A 17,730-nucleotide genomic window follows, 5' to 3' on the forward strand; every position below is an offset into this window, starting at 1 on the left:
TACGCGGGCTTAACCGCCCAACTGCCAGAACAGGAAGCTGTAGATATCCGCAGCCTCTTTCAATACCTGGGCGCGGGTCGAACCGATACCGTGGCCTGAACCAAAGTCGACTCGCAACAACACGGGCTTTTCACTCCCCGACGCCTGCAGCTGCGCCGCCATCTTGCCTGACATCCAGGGGTTCACGCGCCGATCATTAAAACCATGTGTCAGCAGCACTGCGGGGTATTCAACTCCCGGTTTCACATGGTGGTACGCGCTCATGGCATACAGCCCATCAAAGCCGCTCTGCTCTGTCACGGTGCCAAACTCCTTGATATTGGGCACACCGTTGGTGGTGGTCTCGGCGCGAATCGCATCGAGCATACCCACCTGAGCTACCGCCGCGCCAAACAGATCAGGACGCTCGGTGATAGACCGACCCACAAGAATGCCGCCGGCGCTGCCACCCATGGGAGCCATGTGCTCGGGGCTCGTATAGCCCTTCTCCACCAGGTATTCAGCAGATGCAATCAGGTCCTTCCAGGTATTGGGTTTGTTCTGCATGCGGCCAGCATAGTGCCAGGCCTGGCCGTATTCGCCGCCGCCACGCACATGGGCGATCGCGTAAACACCGCCCCGCTCTAGCCATGCAAGGCGCACGGCAGAGAAACGGACGTCCATGGAGATACCGTAGCTGCCATAGCCGTATACGATCGTCGGGTTACTGCCGTCGAGTTTCAGGCCTTTCTTGTGAATGATCGACAGCGGGATTTTCTCGCCGTCATGGCCGGGGACAAGAACCTCATGGGACACATACCCCGGCAGATTGTCGAACTCACCCTTGGGAATCATACCTGTATCGGTGAAGCTGTCGTCAGCTGGATCGTAGCTGTACCTTGCACCACCGGTGGTCCAACCCACGGTGTAGGCGAGGATACCCGGCACCTGAGGTGACACCGAGGACACAAAAGCGGCGCCATCACCGGGTGCTTGCAAGCGCTTCACCCTGTCGTCGCTATCTACCTGCAGCAGGATGCCCACGCCATCGTTCTTCGCATCTATGTACAGCGCATCCGCCGCCGCGTAGATACTATCGAGCACCAGCTCGCCAGCAGGAATAACTTCCGCAGCACTGGCGAGGTCCGGCTGAGAGAGGCCCGTCTTGACCAGCTTGAAGCGAGGTGCACCCTCGGCGGTTAACATGTAGATGTCACTTCCTGCTACGGCGAAATCCACGACCAGGTCGGAGGCCGAGCAAACCTGTTGCCAGGGAACATCACCACTCCGCAAGGTATTCACCGGAGCGGTGTAAATGGAAATCTCGTTGGAGTCACCGTGTTTTACTTTCAGCACAGCGTGATCGGACCCGGGGGTAATCACAATGCTTGGAAAATCCGCTTCTGCCAGCGGCAACTTCGTGGACAACCCATAACCGGCAATAACCGGGTCTTTCGCAGCCTCGCCTCCCAGCGCGTGATACCGAACAACCGTTTTCTTGTAAATCTCGGTTGCCGGTGCATCTGCGGGCAGGTCACGGCGGCGGCTGTAATAGTAACCACTGCCATCCAGCGCCCATTGGGGCCGGTTGTATGCCGTCTCGATATTACTGATGGGCTCACCGACAAGATCGCCGGAGGCCATATCCATCACCCGGTATGTCGTCTCCTCTGAGCCGCCCTGTGCCATGCCGTAGGCAAGGTACTTGCCGTCCCAGGAAGGCATAAACACTTCCAGTGAGTAGTGCTGTTCACCATCTTCTGCCATGGACTCAGGATCGACCAGTAAGCGCGCCTCAGTGGCGCCCGCTGGCTGATGGTAGAGCTTGGCAATATTTTCGTCGGCATTGCGGCGCATGAAGAACATATCGCCATTGGCCAGACGTCGGACGCTGTGGGTAGTAAACGGCTTGCCCTGATCCAGCTGCTGGATACGCTCAAACAACTCATCCGCCTGCGGCAGAGAGTCGAGCACACCAGCGGCATAGCCTGCCTGCCCCTCAAACCACTCGCGCACGTAGGGGTCGTCGACGTCTTCCATGTAGCGGTAAGGGTCTTGAACTGTCACACCCCAGTGGGTGTCCACCACATTGTCCACTTTGGCAACAGGCGGCCCGGCGGGCTTGTCGGTTGAACTGCAAGCGCTGACGACAGCTGCTGCAAACGTCGCCAGGGCGAGGGATTTAAAGAGTTGATTGGCGCTGGTCATGGAGCTTACCTGTCAGGAATGTAAGCCATTAACTGTATAGCAGAAAAACCTAGACTTCCATTCCCCGCTGCAACACACGGGTGGCCAGTTGCACTTCCTTCAGAAACAACAACAGCGCGCAAATCAGCAGCACCATCGCGATCACGAAAAAAGCCACGATCACCTCGTCGCCGTTGAACGCCCAAACACCACCGACAAACAAACTCACCACGAGCACACACACCATCAGCGCAGACGCGGTACAAAGACCGATGGCCCAGTTGATGATTTTTATCCGCCGCCACAGCGTGCGCAATTCGACGTTCGCCAGTTCGAGGCGCACCGATTCTTCCAGCTCGGCAACCCGCGCCTCCAGGACCCGAGCGCGGTCAACAATGCGACCCAGGCGCGAAGACAACACATTCAAAAATCCGGCGATACCTGCCAATAGAAATACAGGGGCCACGGCGGTCTGAATGGTCACGGCCAATGCAGTTGCGGTTACGTCCATCAAGGCATTCCAAGTCGAGTGAGTGCACCTTCCAGCAACGCGCGGCGCACCGGATCACGATGGGGGAAGCTGCGAAAGAATACTTCGCGAGTGTAGCCCGGGTGACGCTCGTGAGCCATCGCCAACTGGGCCAGCGCGTCTTCGCGCCTGCCCGTCAGCTCAAGGCATATGGCGGCAATGGTGAATATATGAAAATGCGCATTGGGCTGGCGGGTGGCTCGCAGAGCCCAACGTGCCGCCTCCTCGGTCTGACCGCTGGCTGCCAGCGTAAGCGCACGGGCCGAAGTAATGGCAAAGGTAAGAGGGTCAAACGGGCTGAGGCGTTGTGCCATATCAAGGTTTTGGAGGATGCTCACATCCTCGCCCGCGTGAAAACCAATGTACCCCTTGGCGTAATGGCCCTGGGCATTATTCGGGTTTACCAACAGCGCATCGTCCATGGATGCCATCGCGAGGTCATGTTCATGGCTCAACAGGTGGGCACGGCCTAGGGACCAATGACCCATGGCGTCGCGGCCATCCAGGCTCACACTTTCTTGCGCAGTGGCGTGGGCCATTGCTATCTCCCGATCGATGTCGTCGCTCGCATTGAGGAAAGCGCGCGAAAAATGCACCAGCGACATCGCCGCATGAGCACGGCTGAATTGAGGATCCAGCTCTAGCGCTCGCGCAAGGAAACTATTCGCGCGCTCGGTATCACCTGCCGTGAACCGGAAGCTGTGCCACAGGGCCATATGGAAGTTTTCCCAGGCGTCCAGGCTCTCCGGTGGTTTCAGGCTCGCTCGATTGTATTCGGCGCGCTCGATCTCGGGTTCCACGGCGGAGACGATTGCGCCGGCCAGCTCATCCTGCACTTCAAACAAATCGTCGCGAGTACGATCCCAGGATTCAGACCACAGCTGCGCTCCGCTGGCAGCATCTACCAGTTCTGCGTGCAGCCGGATACGGTTGCCCTGTTGCTGCGCCGATCCGTGTACCAGATAGCGCACCCCAAGACGGCGGCCCACTTCCTGATAGCTCGTCCTGGCCGGGTCGAACTGTGTAGAGGAGCCACGGGCAATAACGAACAGACCCGAGAGACGCGACAGGCGGCTGATCAGGTCGGCGGTTAGGCCAACGCTCAAAACGCTGGGCTCCCCTATGTCATCAAAACCCAACACAGCCACCGACGGCTTGGAGGGTAGCTCGGGAAGCGCGATTTCAATATCGGCAACGGGCCCTGAAGAATCGGTCTGGATATCAAACGTCTGCACCGCGCCACTGGCCTGACCTGAAAGGCCAAGCCACCCCTGCAGCAGCGGTGCGTCGTCCATCTTCTCATCGCGCAGTTGCTCGCGCGCCCGGTCGAGTTGGCGGCGGGCACTGGCCATCCCCTCTCGAACAAGCAGAGCCTGGCAGAGGTCGAGGTTGGCGGCGGTGTCCAGTGGGTCCAGTCCTACTCGACGGCGCGCGAACACCAGGCGCATGGTCGGGTCGTCGGCGCAGGCCTGTTGAAGGCGGGCAAGCACATCGAGATGGCTCTGACGCAGTTGGTTGCGCTCGGTCTCCAACCACTGTTCGAACACCGGGTTGCCGTCGCAATCAATGCCGGGAAGATAACCGCCATCCAGCGCTGCCTCCGCCTCGCGGAGTTGATCGGGGTCGGGAGTGTCCGTGAGAAGCAGGTTTTGGAGGGCGCCGAGGTCACTGTTAAAAGCATCGGCATCCAGGGCTACCGATTCGCGGTCTGCCACCAGGGCATCCCCGAGGTTGCCACGCAGTTTGCTAAGCGCCCAGCGTAGACCCCCGCGGGGGTCGTCGGTGTCGGCCCAGAGCAATTCACACAGGGCCTCACGGCGGTGGCTACGGGGATTTAGCACAAGCCAGGTCAATAGCGCGCGACACTTACGCGACGCGGGTAACGGGCAGGCTTCGCCCTGCGAGTATACGGCCAACTCGCCCAACAGCCGGATATGAAGCCCCTCTCCCGGGGATTCTTGTGTCATTCTCTTTGCAATCCCTGCCCCTGACTGAGCTATGGTCCCTCAATTACCACGCCTGTTGCAACGGTCGTTTACACTCTGGCAGGAAACACTGTACCAGTGATAAAACCAACCCGAGGGAACATCCTATGAAGAAGCACATGGAATCGCTGTTAATTACAGGCTGCTGCGCACTGGCACTATCCACGTCTGCCATGGCTGCGGGCCCATTGGCCATCACCGGCACAGATAAGAACATTCAGTGGGCACCCTGCCCTCCGTTCTTTGAGCAAACCTGTCGACTGGGGGTGTTGCACGGCAACCCGGCTGAACCGAACGCGGATGTATTCTTTCGCCTTGATGGCGGTGAAGCGTTCCCCACCCATACCCACTCCTCCGCTGAACGGATGGTATTGGTTCAGGGCAAGTTGAGGGTGGAATATGAGGGTCACGATGCCGTGACCCTGGAGCCCGGCACCTATGCTTACGGTCCAGCCGAGATGCCGCACAAGGGGCAGTGCCTGAGCGAAGAGCGTTGTATTCTGTTTATCGCCTTCGAAGCACCCGTGGACGCTTTCGCGGTGGACTAAGCTACTTCAGCTTACTCCACAGATAGGCGAACTCCAGGGCATACGACCGGGCTCGCTGCGCGTTGGTCGAACCCTTCCCGTGGCCGCCCTCGGTGTTCTCAAAGTAGAGCACGGGGTGACCCTGGCTCTGCAGCTTTGCCACCATCTTGCGAGCGTGGCCGGGGTGTACCCTGTCGTCCCGAGTCGTGGTCCAGAAGAAGGGCTCGCCATAGTCCTTGTCCTTATTCACCAGATGGTAGGGCGACCAGGTCTTGATGTAAGCCCATTCCTCCGGCTTGTCAGGGTCACCGTATTCGGAGATCCAACTCGCGCCGTTGAGCAGCTTGGTATAGCGCTGCATATCCAGTAGCGGTATCTGGCTGATGACCGCGCCGAACAGGTCCGGGCGCAACATCAGCGAGCCGCCCATCAGCAGGCCACCCTGGGAACCCCCGCGAATGCCGAGATGTTCAGGTGCGGTGATCTTGCGCGCAACAAGGTCTTCGCCGACTGCGATCAAGTCCTCGAAGTTCTTCATGTGGTTTTCCTGCACCGCTGCCTGATGCCAGGCTGGGCCAAACTCGCCACCGCCGCGGATATTGGCCAACGCCAATACCCCACCGCGCTCCATCCAGGACTTGCCAAAAATACCGCTATAGAAAGGCGTTTTACTGATTGCAAAACCGCCGTAGGCGAGCAGCAGCACGGGGGAATTGCCATCGCTGGGCTGCTTCTCCGGGCCTACCAGAAAGTAAGGGATTTGGGTGCCATCGGCAGAGGTAGCCTGCAGCTGTCGAACTTCGAGGCCTTCGGTGTCATAGAGGGCTTTCATTTGCTTCAACTTCGAAGGCTTCGCATCGCCGCGGGTGTAATACATCGTGTCGGGCGACAGGAAGTCCTCGTACAGGTAGTAGAGCACATCGTGGTCGTAACTGAGAGTCTCCGAGGGACACCTGCAAGTGAAGGGGCTGGAAGCCACTCCCAGTCCGGGCAACTCGATTGCGCTGGATTCCCAACCCGTACTGCTGCGGTTCGCTCGATACAGACGGCTGGTCACATTATCCAGGGTGGCGTAGAAGAGTTCACCATTCAATGCATGAATCCAGTCCAGCGAGACGCGCTCAGATGGCGTGAACAGTAGGGTTGGCGCAATCTTACCTGCAAGCAATTGCTCGATATGTACCGAGACCAGTGAACCCATGGCAAAGGTTGTGCCGGCAACGGACCATTCCCGAGGCACTTTGAGGATCAACTCGTCGCCGAAAAAAGCAAGAATCTGTATGTTCTGGGGCAGCGCGAGCTTGTGAACTTCTTCGCCATCCCAAATAAACTGCTCGCCGTTGAAAAAATCGATAGCGCGAGTAAGCACAAAGTAGGTCTTGCTGCTGGTATATGCTGGGCGACCATACGCGACGACATCCTCCCGGCCTACCTCGAACAGCAACTCGGCGTCCGCCAGATCCTGGCCGCGTCTAAGCACTTTGAGCTGGCGCGGCAAGGTGGAGACAGTGAGGCTACCTTCGCCCCAGTCGGTGCCGATCAACCAGCTGTCTTCATCAATCCACTCAACGTCACTCTTGGCCGTGGGCAGGTGCAACCCGCCTTTGACAAAGGTCTTCGTTTCCAGATCAAATTCGCGTATCTGAGATGCGTCACTCCCGCCGGGGGAAAGCTTCAACAGGCAGCGCTTGTTGGCAGGTGCAAAACACTCCATCTCCTTGTACACCCAGGGACGATCTTCCTCTGCAGAGAGAGCATCCAGGTCGAGCACCGTTTCCCACTCGGGCTTGTTCGCGCGGTAGGCAGCACTGCTGGTACGGCGCAGAATCCCGCGCGGGTGAGCTTCGCTCTGGTGATAGTTGTAAATGTCATCACCCACCGGGATAGGGGTCTGAATAAGATCATCTGAATCAAGAATCTCTAACGTGGCGTCATAGGCCTGCTGGTAGGCCGGCTCGGCCATCAACCGCTTGGTGGACACCGCATTTTGCTTTTCTACCCAGGCCAGGGCTTTCTCACCCTGGACATCTTCCAGCCAGATAAAGGGATCTTCATTCGCGGTCACCACAATCGGCACCACCAGCACAGCGGCCAGCAGCAGAGGTTTGAACGTCATGGAATGCTCCCTGTTATTGCACAGTGCCGGGTATTACTCGCAACTGCGCTGATCGGCCGGGGTATTGAGCAGTTCTTCCAATAGAATCGGCCGGTCTGTCATGATGGCATCCACTCCGAATGCCATCATGCGCAGCATTTCCTCACAGGTATTAATCGTCCACACCTGTACCGCGAGATTCGCAGCGTGAGCATCTGAGACGAAGTCATCGGTGACTACCTCAAGAAAGAAATCCTCAGGCAACTGGCCCGGGCCGGTGATCTGACTGGTGTCTGGTGGCACCTGGAAAGCCACATGCTCGGGCACGGGAGGTATTACGCCATCGCCGAGTGCACCCAGCACCAGCGCCGAACCCTGGTTCAGGGGGATAGAGGTGTGCACGCAGGGAGCAACAGCCTTGAATGTCATCGCAGCATCATCCACAAACGACGCCGCAATGACATCGGTCTGGCGACCGTAACGTTGCAGCACCTCTGCGATCTGGCTCTCGTAATCACCCTGTCCATCCACATCGGGCTTCAGCTCCACATTGAGCAGCTTGTGAGGGAAGCGCTGCAGCGCCTCCTCCAGTGTGGGTATGCGAAAGTCCTCAGCGCTATAGCCCGGGGGGGGCGGAATATCGCCGGTGGCTACACCGCGATAAACATAGTCCTCGTCGGGTCGGTCGTGGGGCGTACCCTCGCCCGGCACAAACCAGTAGGCAGCATCCAATTGGCGCAGTTCGGCCAGGGTAAGGTCAACAACCATGCCCGTGCCATTGGTGGTGCGGTCCACATCGAGATCGTGCAATACCACCAGCTGATTATCGGCCGTCTGGTAGACATCCATCTCCAGAACGTCCGCTCCCGCCAGTGCCACTTCGCCGTAGGCGAACAGGGTGTTCTCAGGGAAATCAATCACACCACCCCGGTGCGCATAGTTGAGCGGATCCGCACCGTACACACGCCAGGGGTTTTCGGTATAGCTGTAAGGGGCATCGCAGGCCGTATCGTCGTTCGAGATCGTGCCCGTGGTCGTCTCGGAATAGAGCCTCGCGTTACCAGCCACCGACAGCTCCAGGGCAAAGGTTTCAGCGGGCTCTTCATCGGCGTCGCCAAATAACTCAACCGGGATCGAGGCTGCCAGCGTACCTGCGGTAATCACCACCTCCCCCGAGGTGTGCAGGTAGTCATCCCCATCTGTGGCCGTCTGCGCTACCGTGCTGTAATTCAGGGTGACATCCCGGGGCTGGGGAACATCCAGCATGGCGCGGAATGTGAGCACCGGCATTTCCCCTGGCGCGCCCTCGGGGTAGGCCACCGGCATAACACTGAGCAGGGAAGGATCGACCGCGGGCCGCGGGTTGCTGTCGGAACAACCCACCAGCAGCGGCGCGGCGATGCAGGCGATGCCCAACCCGAGAGATTTAAAACTAATCAACTTGGACTCCGTAAAAATCAGTGCGAGGCATTGGGTGTCTCAACACCGAGTTGCGTCAATATGAACGAATATTCCTCCGCCCATTCGTACAGGGATGCATAGCGACCCGTCTTGCCCTTGTGGCCCGCGCCCATATTGATCTTCATGATCAGCTCGTTGTCATCAGTTTTCAGGGCGCGCATTTTCGCAGTCCACTTGGCGGGTTCCCAGTAAGTGACTCGCGGGTCATTGATACCACCAGAGACCATCATCGCCGGGTAGTCGCGAGCTTCAATATTGTCGTAAGGGCTGTAAGACTGGATCAGCTCAAAGGCGTCCTTCGATTCGATCGGGTTGCCCCACTCCAGCCACTCTGGGGGCGTCAGTGGCAGGGTGTCATCCAGCATGGTGTTTAGCACGTCGACAAAGGGCACCGCCAGAATCGCCGCCTGATACAACTCGGGTGCCTGGATAATCGCTGCACCCACCAGTTCGCCACCCGCACTGCCACCCATGATCGCCAGGCGATCGGGATTGGTATATTTGTTGTCGATCAGATAACGACTCACGTCGACAAAATCGTTGAAGGTATTGGTCCGCTTCTCCAGCTTGCCATCCAGGTACCATTGATAGCCCATTGCGCTGCCGCCGCGGATATGGGCGATCGCCCAGATCACGCCGCGGTCAAGCAGGCTGGAGCGCAGGGTCGAAAAGGTTGGGTCAATCGTATGACTGTAAGCGCCGTAACCGTAGAGCAAGACAGGTGCATTGCCATCCATCTTCACGTCTTTGTGATGCACTATGGATACCGGCACTTGAACCCCGTCTCGCGCGGGCACCCAGATGCGGCTGGTGACATACCGTGACTTGTCGTAGCCACTGGGGATCTTTTGCTGACGCCGCTCTGCCAGGTTTTTCTTCACCGGGTTGTAGTCGTACACCGTCTTGGGCGTAATCATCGACTGGTAGTTCACGCGCAGAAACTGGGAATTGATGTCTGAATTGGTGCCAATCGAAGCGGTGTAAACGTCCTCAGCAAAGCTCACATAGTGTTCGTCGCCGGCATTGGTGCGAACCCGCACACGGCTGAGGCCTTCAGAGGTTTCTTCCACCGCGACAAAATCGCGGAAAATGACAAAGTCGCGGTAATAGACATCGTCGGACGGGGGAAAGAGGTTTTTCCAGTTGCCCTGCTCCGGGTCAGATTCGGGCGCTGTGACGATGCGAAAATTCACATGCTGGTCGTTTGTACGGATATAGAATTGGCCATTGGCGTGGTCAGCGAAATAGCGCACACCTTCACGGATTGGGCTCACCAGTGCAGGCTTCGCATCGCTGGCCGCCGTGGAAAATTGGTAGGTATAGGTGGTGGTGCGATTGTCCATGGTAATCAGGACATATTCACGCGACGTGCTCTCTCTGAGACTGAGAAACTGCCCACGGTCGGGATTGTAGAAGATTTCGCGGTCCGCACTGGCAGGCGTGCCTATCACATGCTGCTTAACCCTGAGTGTGTGCCAGCTCTCCTCCTCGACTTCCCCGTAATACAGCGACTCGCCGTCCGCCGCCCACGCCAGGTCACTGGCTGCAACCCGTTCGAGACCATCATCAAAACGTTCGCCTGAGACGAGGTCATCGACAATCAGGCGCTCGCGCTCGGAGCCATTGAAATCTGCGCTCCAGGCCAGGCGCTTGCCGTCGGGGCTGATCCTGAAGTTCCCGCGGGAGAAAAATTCCCGGCCCTCAGCTTCCTTCGCCTCGTCGAGGATCGTGACATACTGATCCGAATCCAGCGCGCGGCGCTCCCACAGCTTGTACTCGGAACCCGGGATATAGCGCCAGCGGTATTCGTAGCCACCATCAACCCAAGGCACCTCGGCGAGGTCCTCTTCCATGCGCCCTTTCATTTCTTCAAAGAGGGTCTCGACCAACTCGTGACGCGGTGCCATCTGCTGCGCGTACCAGTTGTTCTCGGCCTTGAGATAGTCCAGCACATCCTCGTCGTCAGTCTCGGGATAAGACGGGTCTTTAAGCCAGAAATAATCGTCGTGCAGGGTGATACCGTGGTAGTTCCGCTCGGTAGGGCGGACATCCGCAGACGGAGGGCTGGTAAGGGCTTCGGTGTCAGACATATTTTGGCAAGCAGAGATAAGTGGCAGTGCCAGCAGCACTGCAGAAAGTGTCTTGTACATAGATGGAGTCAGGCCAGGGTTTCTTAAAGCGCCATCATGCGCGAAGTTGGGCACTCAACTCAAGCAGTGAATCCCAATCACCATTGGAGGCTGCTTCAGCCTCCACTGCCTCTACCATGGCCAGGCGGGTGCGCGGCATTTCGCGGCGAGCTTGATCGAGCTCCCAGCGCAGTTGGGCCAGCAGCCAGAACTCGGCACTGTACTCACCGTCAGTGGCGCGCTCGAGTAGCAATGCCATCTTAGGCGTAATACCCCGTTTGCCTTTGACCAACTCGTTCACCGGCTGCGGCTGATTAAAACCCAACTGGCGGGCGAGCATGGACTGGGAGATTCCCGCTGGCTCAAGAATGAGCGCGGGGATCAGGCTGCCGGGATGGACCGTGTGCTTGCTCATGTGGCCTCAGGTGTTTTCGGCGCATCTGGCGCCGTCCCCAGCAGGGCTTTGTAGCCGCCAATAAACGAGCCCAGGTCGGTAGCGGAGTGCGGCATCCACACTACGTTCTGGTTGCCAGCCATCTGGTCGAGGGTCTGCATATAGCGCATACCGATCAGGTAATCGCCCGTGGTATCACCCAAGGCTTCCTGCACTCGCTGTAACTTGGCTTTCTCGGCATCGGCAAGTCGTTCGATAGCCTGGGCCGCACCTTCCGCCTCGCGGATGGCCGCTTCTCTTTCACCGTCGGCCTCGGCGATACGGGCATCGCGTTCACCCTCTGCGCGCAGCACCGCAGCGCTCTTAAAGCCCTCAGCCTCGGTCACACGCGCGCGGCGCTCACGCTCGGCCTTCATCTGCTGCTCCATTGAAGCCAACACATCCTGCGGCGGTGTAATGTCCTGCACTTCCACCCGATTCACCTTTACACCCCAGGCCTGAGCCGCGCCATCGATGGTTTCCACGAGGCTGGCGTTAATGGTCTCGCGGGAAGTGAGCGTGTCATCCAAATCCATTTCGCCGATCACGTTCCGCAAAGTGGTCTGGGTCAGCGTCTCCAGCGCAATAGGCAAGTTGGAGATCTCGTAGACAGATTTCTGCGGATGCGTGATCTGGAAATACACCACCGCATCTACCTGAATACCCACATTGTCACGGGTAATCACCGACTGGCTGGGAAAGTCATACACTTGCTCACGCAGGTCCAGGTTAGTGATATTCGATACCACATAGAATTTCTGGCCGGCATCTTTCACCGTGGTGCGCCAGGGCACACTGCGGGGCTTGTCTATTACTGGAATGATAATGTTAAGACCCGCATCCAGCTGGGTGCGAAACTTACCCAGACGCTCGATCATCACCGCCGACTGCTCCGGCACAATGCGAATGCCCTTGACCAAAAGGGTGACAACGAACACCCCGATCGCGGCAATTACTACCATTACTGCTTCAGTCATATCTGTTACTCCGTTAACGGTTAATGCGCTTCACCACCAGCACAGTGGATTTAACCTCAATAATTTCAGCCTCGTCCCCTTCCATAAGATCGTCGGCCGATTGAACATTCCAATGGGTGTCGCGAAACGTGGTTTGCAAATCGCCGCCCATGTCGGGGCTGTCGCTGATCGTGACACGCTTGCCAATCATTGCGTTGACCCCAAAGGGAGAGGGCTTGTCATCCATAAAAGTTTTCAGGGCGAGGGGGCGTATGCCGAAGAAGAACACCAACGCGCCGGCAGAGAAAGCCGCCAGCGCCCAACCGGTGCTACCGGTGATGAGCTGGGCGATACCGGCCACCATGGCGGCAAAACCCAGCCCGGCGAGAACAAATCCAGGCACCAGAATTTCAGCAGTCAACAGTACCGCGCCGACTATCAGCCAGAGATGCCACAGTTCAAAGCCGCTCGTTTCCATACTCGCACTACCCTTACATATTGCTCATGTAAGAGTAATCCATGAAAACACGGTTAATGTCAAATCAAAGATTGGGGGTGCAGCACGTCCGGGACAGAAAATGCCGCCCATTCAGATATGACGATCAGTCCTGAACCTCAAGACTCGCCGCCAGGCTGTCGAGCTGCTCCTGCTGAACCCCGGCAACGATGGGGGCGAGTTCTTCAAGATTCATTTGGGTAAAACCTGTGACACGGTAATCGTGCACCACCCGGGTTCGCCCATCGCCCAGGTCTGCAAAGGTGAACACCGCCGGGCCGCTGAGGCCAAGTGCCTGCAGTGGCCCGAGGCCACCCAGCATGATTATTTTCTCTCCCGGCACCACAGTGGAGACGGTCAGGTGAAGCACTGATTTGTCGCCTAGAATTTCGCAGAAGCAGCCCCCCGCCACCGGATCCAGGCTGAAGTTTTTGCGACTGCCAAACCAGGTATGTCCTTCGCTCCACCAGCGCTCCGGGTGGATGAATTGCTCCCAGGCAGCATCCTTGGAAACCGGCAGATCCACCTGCACCCGGATATGGAAACCCGAGTCCCCGACCGCAACGACTTCAGCGAACGCTCCAGGTGAAATCAAAAAAATGAGGGCAAGCAGTGCTTGCTTGAACCAGGAAGATCTCATACTTCGTGTCTCGGACTGTCAGGGCAACACCTGTTGGTATAGCACGGAATCGACATTGCCGCCGGTGAGCACCAGGCCCAACTTGCGACCGGCGTTGTCCTCGCGCTCACTCAATGCGGCGGCCAGGGCAGCGGCTCCCGCGCCCTCGGCGATATTGTGCGTGTCCTCAAAATAGTGAGACATCGCCGCTTTAACCTCATCGTCAGTCACGGCGACAATACGCGAGACACTGCCCTGCATCATGGCCAGTGCCTCCGGATTAGGTACGCGAACAGCCATCCCGTCGGCGAGGGTATTTGCACTGGCGGTACTGACACACTCACCCGCTGCCAGGGACTGCTGGTAGCAGGTGGCCTCACTGGAGACCACACCGATCACCTCGGTGTTCAAACCCAGAGCGTCGCGGGCACTGATCACGCCGCAGATCCCGGAACCGAGCCCGATGGACACATACACGCGCTCAAGCGTCGGCTGAGCGCGAAACATTTCCAGTGCGTAACTGCCCACACCACACACCAGATCGGCATGGAATGACGGAATGCGATGCAGGCCCTGCTCCTGCTCCAAGTGCAGGGAATGCTCTACCGCCACATCGAAATCGCGGCCATGCACCACCAATTCACAACCCAGCGCTTCCATCGCCCGGTTCTTCGACTCGCTGTTCCCTTCGGGCACAACTACCACTGCACGCAGGCCCACCAGGCGCGCTGCAAGCGCGATACTCTGGCCGTGATTGCCGCGAGTGGCCGTCACCACGCCTGGGCAATCGGGCTCGCGCTCTTGCAAACGCTGCAGATAGACAAGACCACCGCGTACCTTGAAAGCACCGGTAGGATTGTGATTCTCATGTTTCACCCAGGCCTCGCAACCCAGACGGCTATCCAGCAGCGGCCAACGCAATAACGGGCTTGCCTGCATGTGCGGATAGACAAGCGCCGCCGCTGCCTCGAGCTCCTCGAGAGAAAATTCCGCCATGCTTATTCGTCAGCCATCGCCTTTTCCGCCCGCTCTGCGTAATCCGTGCACGCAGGGGTCTGGAAGCTCTCTTCGTTCTGGTAATCCTCGCAGCTGAGTTCGGCCATGCTGCGCATGCAGGCCACGGCTGGCTGGTACAACTCGTGATTGTTGGGCACTTCCTTAACGCCTGCGCGCATGGCGTCGCACATGCCGTTAATCATGGGCTCCATCATGGCGCGTATTTCCGGTGTCATTTGCGATTGGTCAATTTGCGACAGGGTGCACTGCTTCACTTTTTCACACACCTGATTGGCAGCGTCGGTGAGTTCATCGGCCTGGGCGAGCGTGGAGGACAGCGCGAATACGACCGTCGCAATCATGGAGTACTTCATCATATGGGTAACCTCGATATACATTCAGGCCCGGCTACATCACCTGGCCATTGAGAGTGAATTCTACTTGATGGGCGATCAAGTGCTCGCCGCATTCGTTGCAACAGACGCGGGCTCGCACGCGCTTGCCACAGTTTACATGGTTGACCAACATGGGAGCGCCACCGGCTTTTGCATCACACCACTTGTCGCCCCATTGCAACAGGGCCAGGAACCACGGAAAAAGATCGCGCCCCTTGTCAGTTAACTGGTACTCCTGCCGCATGGGCCGCTGCTGATATTCCACTTGCACAAACACGCCCTGCTCCACCAACAGGCGGAGGCGGTCAGCAAGAATATTGGTCGCGACCGGCAGCTCCCGGTGAAATTCCTCGAAGCGCGTGATGCCGTGATAGGCCAGCGCGATGACATTCGCCGTCCAGCGATCACCCACCAGATTGATCAGGTTTCGATAGAGCGCGCGCTTACTGGGAATCTCCGAACTGTCAATGGAAGACCGCCGTCGCACTTTCTTTTCGCGCACATCACGTGTTGCGCCGGGGCCTGGCTTATAAGTGACCTCGCCAAACACAACCTGCTCTCGGCAGCTGCCGCACTGCATCTCCGGCTGAAAGACTTTGCCGCATTTCAGGTGCACAAGCTCGACGGTGTCCAGCTGCGGGTTATCGAACCAATTCCGCTCCCAGCGATTAGCCATCAAGGCGCAATCGTAGAGGTCGATGGATTTGCTGGTGAGGTGGTAAGTCGGTTTACGGCCAGCGTCGTCAGTCTCACGGCGCAGGCAATCGATCTCCTGCATCCATTTCAGGCGATTGGACAACACGCCGCGAGAGACACCCATAGCCTCCATCATTTCGTTGAAAGTATTAATGCCCCACAAGACTTCCTGGATAATCAGCAGGCACCACTTGTCACCGATCTGGTCCAGGGCGCGGTTAATGGAACTGGCCCGCGTAATAAGTTCAGCCATTCAAAACAATCCTTCGATCTGTCCCCGCGCATTGACAGAAATATTGTTGGCGGCAGGCACCCGGGGCAAACCCGGCATACGCATGATATCGCCACAGACCACAACAAGGAACTCAGCACCGGTCGCCAGCGACACTTCACGTACTTTTACCCGGTGATTACTCGGCGCACCCATCAGGGCCGGATCCGTGGAGAAACTGTATTGTGTCTTGGCCATACACACTGGAAAGTGGCCATATCCCTGCTGTTCGAAAAGCTCAAACTGGTCGCGGATTTTCTGGTCCGCCTCAAGATCGTCCGCGCCGTACATCTGGCGCGCCACCGTTCTGGCTTTTCCCCACAGGGGCATATCGTCATCGTATAGCGTGCGAAACTGGGATTGGCCGCTGTCTGCCAGCTGTGCCACCGCATCGGCCAGATCAGTAGCACCGGCACCCCCTTGAGCATGGTGGTTACAGAGGTGTGCTTCCAAGCCTCGTTCGCCGACATAATCCTGTACCAGTTTAATCTCGGCAGCTGTGTCAGAAGCAAACTGATTGATCGCCACGGTCATCGGCACGCCGTACTGACCGACATTGCGAATATGCCTGCCGAGGTTCTCTAACCCCGTCTGCAGGGCATCGAGATTTTCAGCCTCCAGGGCACTGCGCGCCACACCGCCGTGCATCTTCAAAGCGCGCACAGTCGCTACGATGACGACAGCATCCGGCGCCAGGCCCGACTTGCGACATTTGATGTTGAAGAACTTCTCAGCCCCAAGGTCAGCACCGAAACCTGCCTCAGTAACAACGTAGTCGGACAAACGCAGCGCTGTCTCGGTGGCGATCACCGAGTTGCAGCCGTGCGCGATATTGGCAAAGGGCCCGCCGTGAACAAACGCGGGGTTATTCTCCAGCGTCTGCACCAGGTTGGGAGCCAGAGCGTCTCGCAACAGCGCGGTCATTGCCCCGGGGGCCTGCACCTGGGCAGCGGTGACCGGTTCCTTGTCGCGAGTATAACCAATCAGGATTCGCCCCAGGCGCTGCTGCAAATCCTGCAAATTGCGGGCGAGACAAAAGATCGCCATCACTTCAGAAGCCACGGTAATGTCGAACCCGCCCTCCATCGGAAACCCGTTGGCGGGGCCGCCGGCGCCGGTAATGATCTGCCGCAACTGGCGGTCATTCATGTCCACCACCCGCCGCCAGGTAACACGGCGCAGGTCCAGGCGAACCTCGTTGCTCCAGTGGATATAGTTATCGATCATCGCGGCGAGCAGGTTGTGGGCGGCGCCGATCGCGTGCATATCGCCAGTGAAATGCAGATTGATATCCTCCATGGGTACCACCTGCGCAAAGCCGCCGCCCGCGGCACCTCCCTTGAGACCGAAACAAGGCCCAAGGCTGGGTTCGCGCAGACAAACAGACGCACGTTTGCCGCGTTGGTTCATGGCATCGGTCAGGCCAATGGCAACCGTTGTCTTGCCTTCACCCGCGGGTGTGGGGCTCATGGCAGTCACCAGTACCAACTTCCCCTTGGTCCTATCCGCAAGCGAGGCAACATAATCCATACCCAGTTTGGCCTTGCTGTGGCCGTAGGGCACGAGATGTTCACCCTCTATTCCCAGCTCAGCGGCTACTTCTACGATAGGTTTTATGTTTGCGTCGCGGGCAATTTCGATATCGCTCTGCATGGCCGTTCTCCTCTACTTATTATTCCAACCCCGTAACTATTTCACAGATGGCTGGCGTTCCATTGACCAAGCTCAAGTACAGGCGCAGTATAGGCGCTTAATTCAGAGCGCAGCACAAGCTGTGCGAAAAAGGCAGATTGATGACCATCCTCACTCAGACATATTCGGAAAAACGCAGCGGCATGCATGCCGTCGCGCCCGTGTGTCTATGGACACGCAGGATGGTTTGAGGAAGCACTTGAGTTAATCAAGAATTTAAAAAAGGCCTCCGAGAACCCTGATTCCGGAGGCCTTTTTTCTATCTACTAAAAAAGATCTTCGAC

Annotated in this window: 15 protein-coding genes; 1 reads left to right on the plus strand and 14 read right to left on the minus strand. The window is 57.9% G+C overall.

From position 1 onward, the window contains the following. Positions 1 to 9: 9 nt before the first annotated feature. Genes EY643_RS14650 through EY643_RS14660 form a run of 3 tightly spaced genes read right to left on the minus strand, consistent with a single transcriptional unit; the run spans position 10 to position 4,662 of the window. The gene (locus EY643_RS14650) at positions 10 to 2,187 is read right to left on the minus strand and encodes a prolyl oligopeptidase family serine peptidase (protein ID WP_153239929.1); all 2,178 of its coding nucleotides are present in this window, start codon (positions 2,185 to 2,187) and stop codon (positions 10 to 12) included. 49 nt (positions 2,188 to 2,236) lie between these two features. Further along, positions 2,237 to 2,677 carry a DUF2721 domain-containing protein gene (locus EY643_RS14655; RefSeq protein ID WP_153239930.1) on the minus strand — a complete coding sequence of 147 codons (441 nt, stop codon included), beginning with the start codon at positions 2,675 to 2,677 and terminating at the stop codon, positions 2,237 to 2,239. Next, positions 2,677 to 4,662, minus strand: a complete 1,986-nt coding sequence (locus EY643_RS14660) for an AfsR/SARP family transcriptional regulator (protein ID WP_153239931.1) — start codon at positions 4,660 to 4,662, stop codon at positions 2,677 to 2,679. The genes EY643_RS14655 and EY643_RS14660 overlap by 1 nt, the downstream gene beginning before the upstream one ends. Before the next feature lie 125 nt (positions 4,663 to 4,787). On the opposite strand from EY643_RS14660, the gene EY643_RS14665 reads away from it, so the two are divergent. Beyond that, positions 4,788 to 5,228, plus strand: coding sequence for a cupin domain-containing protein (locus tag EY643_RS14665; RefSeq protein ID WP_205743078.1), 441 nt, complete (start codon positions 4,788 to 4,790; stop codon positions 5,226 to 5,228). Between the two features lies 1 nt (position 5,229). On the opposite strand, the gene EY643_RS14670 is transcribed toward EY643_RS14665, so the two are convergent. From EY643_RS14670 to EY643_RS14720, 11 genes are all read right to left on the minus strand, one after another. Next, on the minus strand, positions 5,230 to 7,323 hold the full coding sequence (locus tag EY643_RS14670; protein ID WP_153239932.1) for a prolyl oligopeptidase family serine peptidase: 2,094 nt from the start codon (positions 7,321 to 7,323) through the stop codon (positions 5,230 to 5,232). Positions 7,324 to 7,356: 33 nt separating this feature from the next. Continuing rightward, positions 7,357 to 8,742 (minus strand): glycerophosphodiester phosphodiesterase family protein, encoded by a 1,386-nt coding sequence (locus tag EY643_RS14675; RefSeq protein ID WP_153239933.1) that lies wholly within the window; start codon positions 8,740 to 8,742, stop codon positions 7,357 to 7,359. Between the two features lie 17 nt (positions 8,743 to 8,759). Then, the gene (locus EY643_RS14680; protein WP_153239934.1) at positions 8,760 to 10,913 is read right to left on the minus strand and encodes a S9 family peptidase; all 2,154 of its coding nucleotides are present in this window, start codon (positions 10,911 to 10,913) and stop codon (positions 8,760 to 8,762) included. Positions 10,914 to 10,947: 34 nt separating this feature from the next. Beyond that, positions 10,948 to 11,307 (minus strand): HigA family addiction module antitoxin, encoded by a 360-nt coding sequence (locus tag EY643_RS14685; RefSeq protein WP_153239935.1) that lies wholly within the window; start codon positions 11,305 to 11,307, stop codon positions 10,948 to 10,950. Beyond that, positions 11,304 to 12,302 (minus strand): SPFH domain-containing protein, encoded by a 999-nt coding sequence (locus tag EY643_RS14690; protein WP_153239936.1) that lies wholly within the window; start codon positions 12,300 to 12,302, stop codon positions 11,304 to 11,306. The genes EY643_RS14685 and EY643_RS14690 overlap by 4 nt, the downstream gene beginning before the upstream one ends. A 13-nt stretch (positions 12,303 to 12,315) precedes the next feature. Further along, positions 12,316 to 12,759, minus strand: a complete 444-nt coding sequence (locus EY643_RS14695; protein ID WP_153239937.1) for an NfeD family protein — start codon at positions 12,757 to 12,759, stop codon at positions 12,316 to 12,318. Between the two features lie 124 nt (positions 12,760 to 12,883). Continuing rightward, complete coding sequence (locus EY643_RS14700; RefSeq protein WP_153239938.1) at positions 12,884 to 13,417, minus strand: SRPBCC family protein; 534 nt, start codon at positions 13,415 to 13,417, stop codon at positions 12,884 to 12,886. Between the two features lie 18 nt (positions 13,418 to 13,435). Then, positions 13,436 to 14,392 (minus strand): threonine dehydratase, encoded by a 957-nt coding sequence (locus EY643_RS14705; RefSeq protein ID WP_153239939.1) that lies wholly within the window; start codon positions 14,390 to 14,392, stop codon positions 13,436 to 13,438. Positions 14,393 to 14,394: 2 nt separating this feature from the next. Continuing rightward, complete coding sequence (locus EY643_RS14710) at positions 14,395 to 14,769, minus strand: hypothetical protein (protein WP_153239940.1); 375 nt, start codon at positions 14,767 to 14,769, stop codon at positions 14,395 to 14,397. A 31-nt stretch (positions 14,770 to 14,800) separates the two neighbouring features. Then, the gene (locus tag EY643_RS14715) at positions 14,801 to 15,736 is read right to left on the minus strand and encodes a winged helix-turn-helix transcriptional regulator (protein WP_153239941.1); all 936 of its coding nucleotides are present in this window, start codon (positions 15,734 to 15,736) and stop codon (positions 14,801 to 14,803) included. Continuing rightward, positions 15,737 to 17,407, minus strand: coding sequence for a formate--tetrahydrofolate ligase (locus EY643_RS14720; protein ID WP_153239942.1), 1,671 nt, complete (start codon positions 17,405 to 17,407; stop codon positions 15,737 to 15,739). It lies immediately after the preceding gene. Positions 17,408 to 17,730: the final 323 nt, after the last annotated feature.

This window comes from Halioglobus maricola (assembly GCF_009388985.1).
Classification (GTDB): domain Bacteria; phylum Pseudomonadota; class Gammaproteobacteria; order Pseudomonadales; family Halieaceae; genus Halioglobus; species Halioglobus maricola.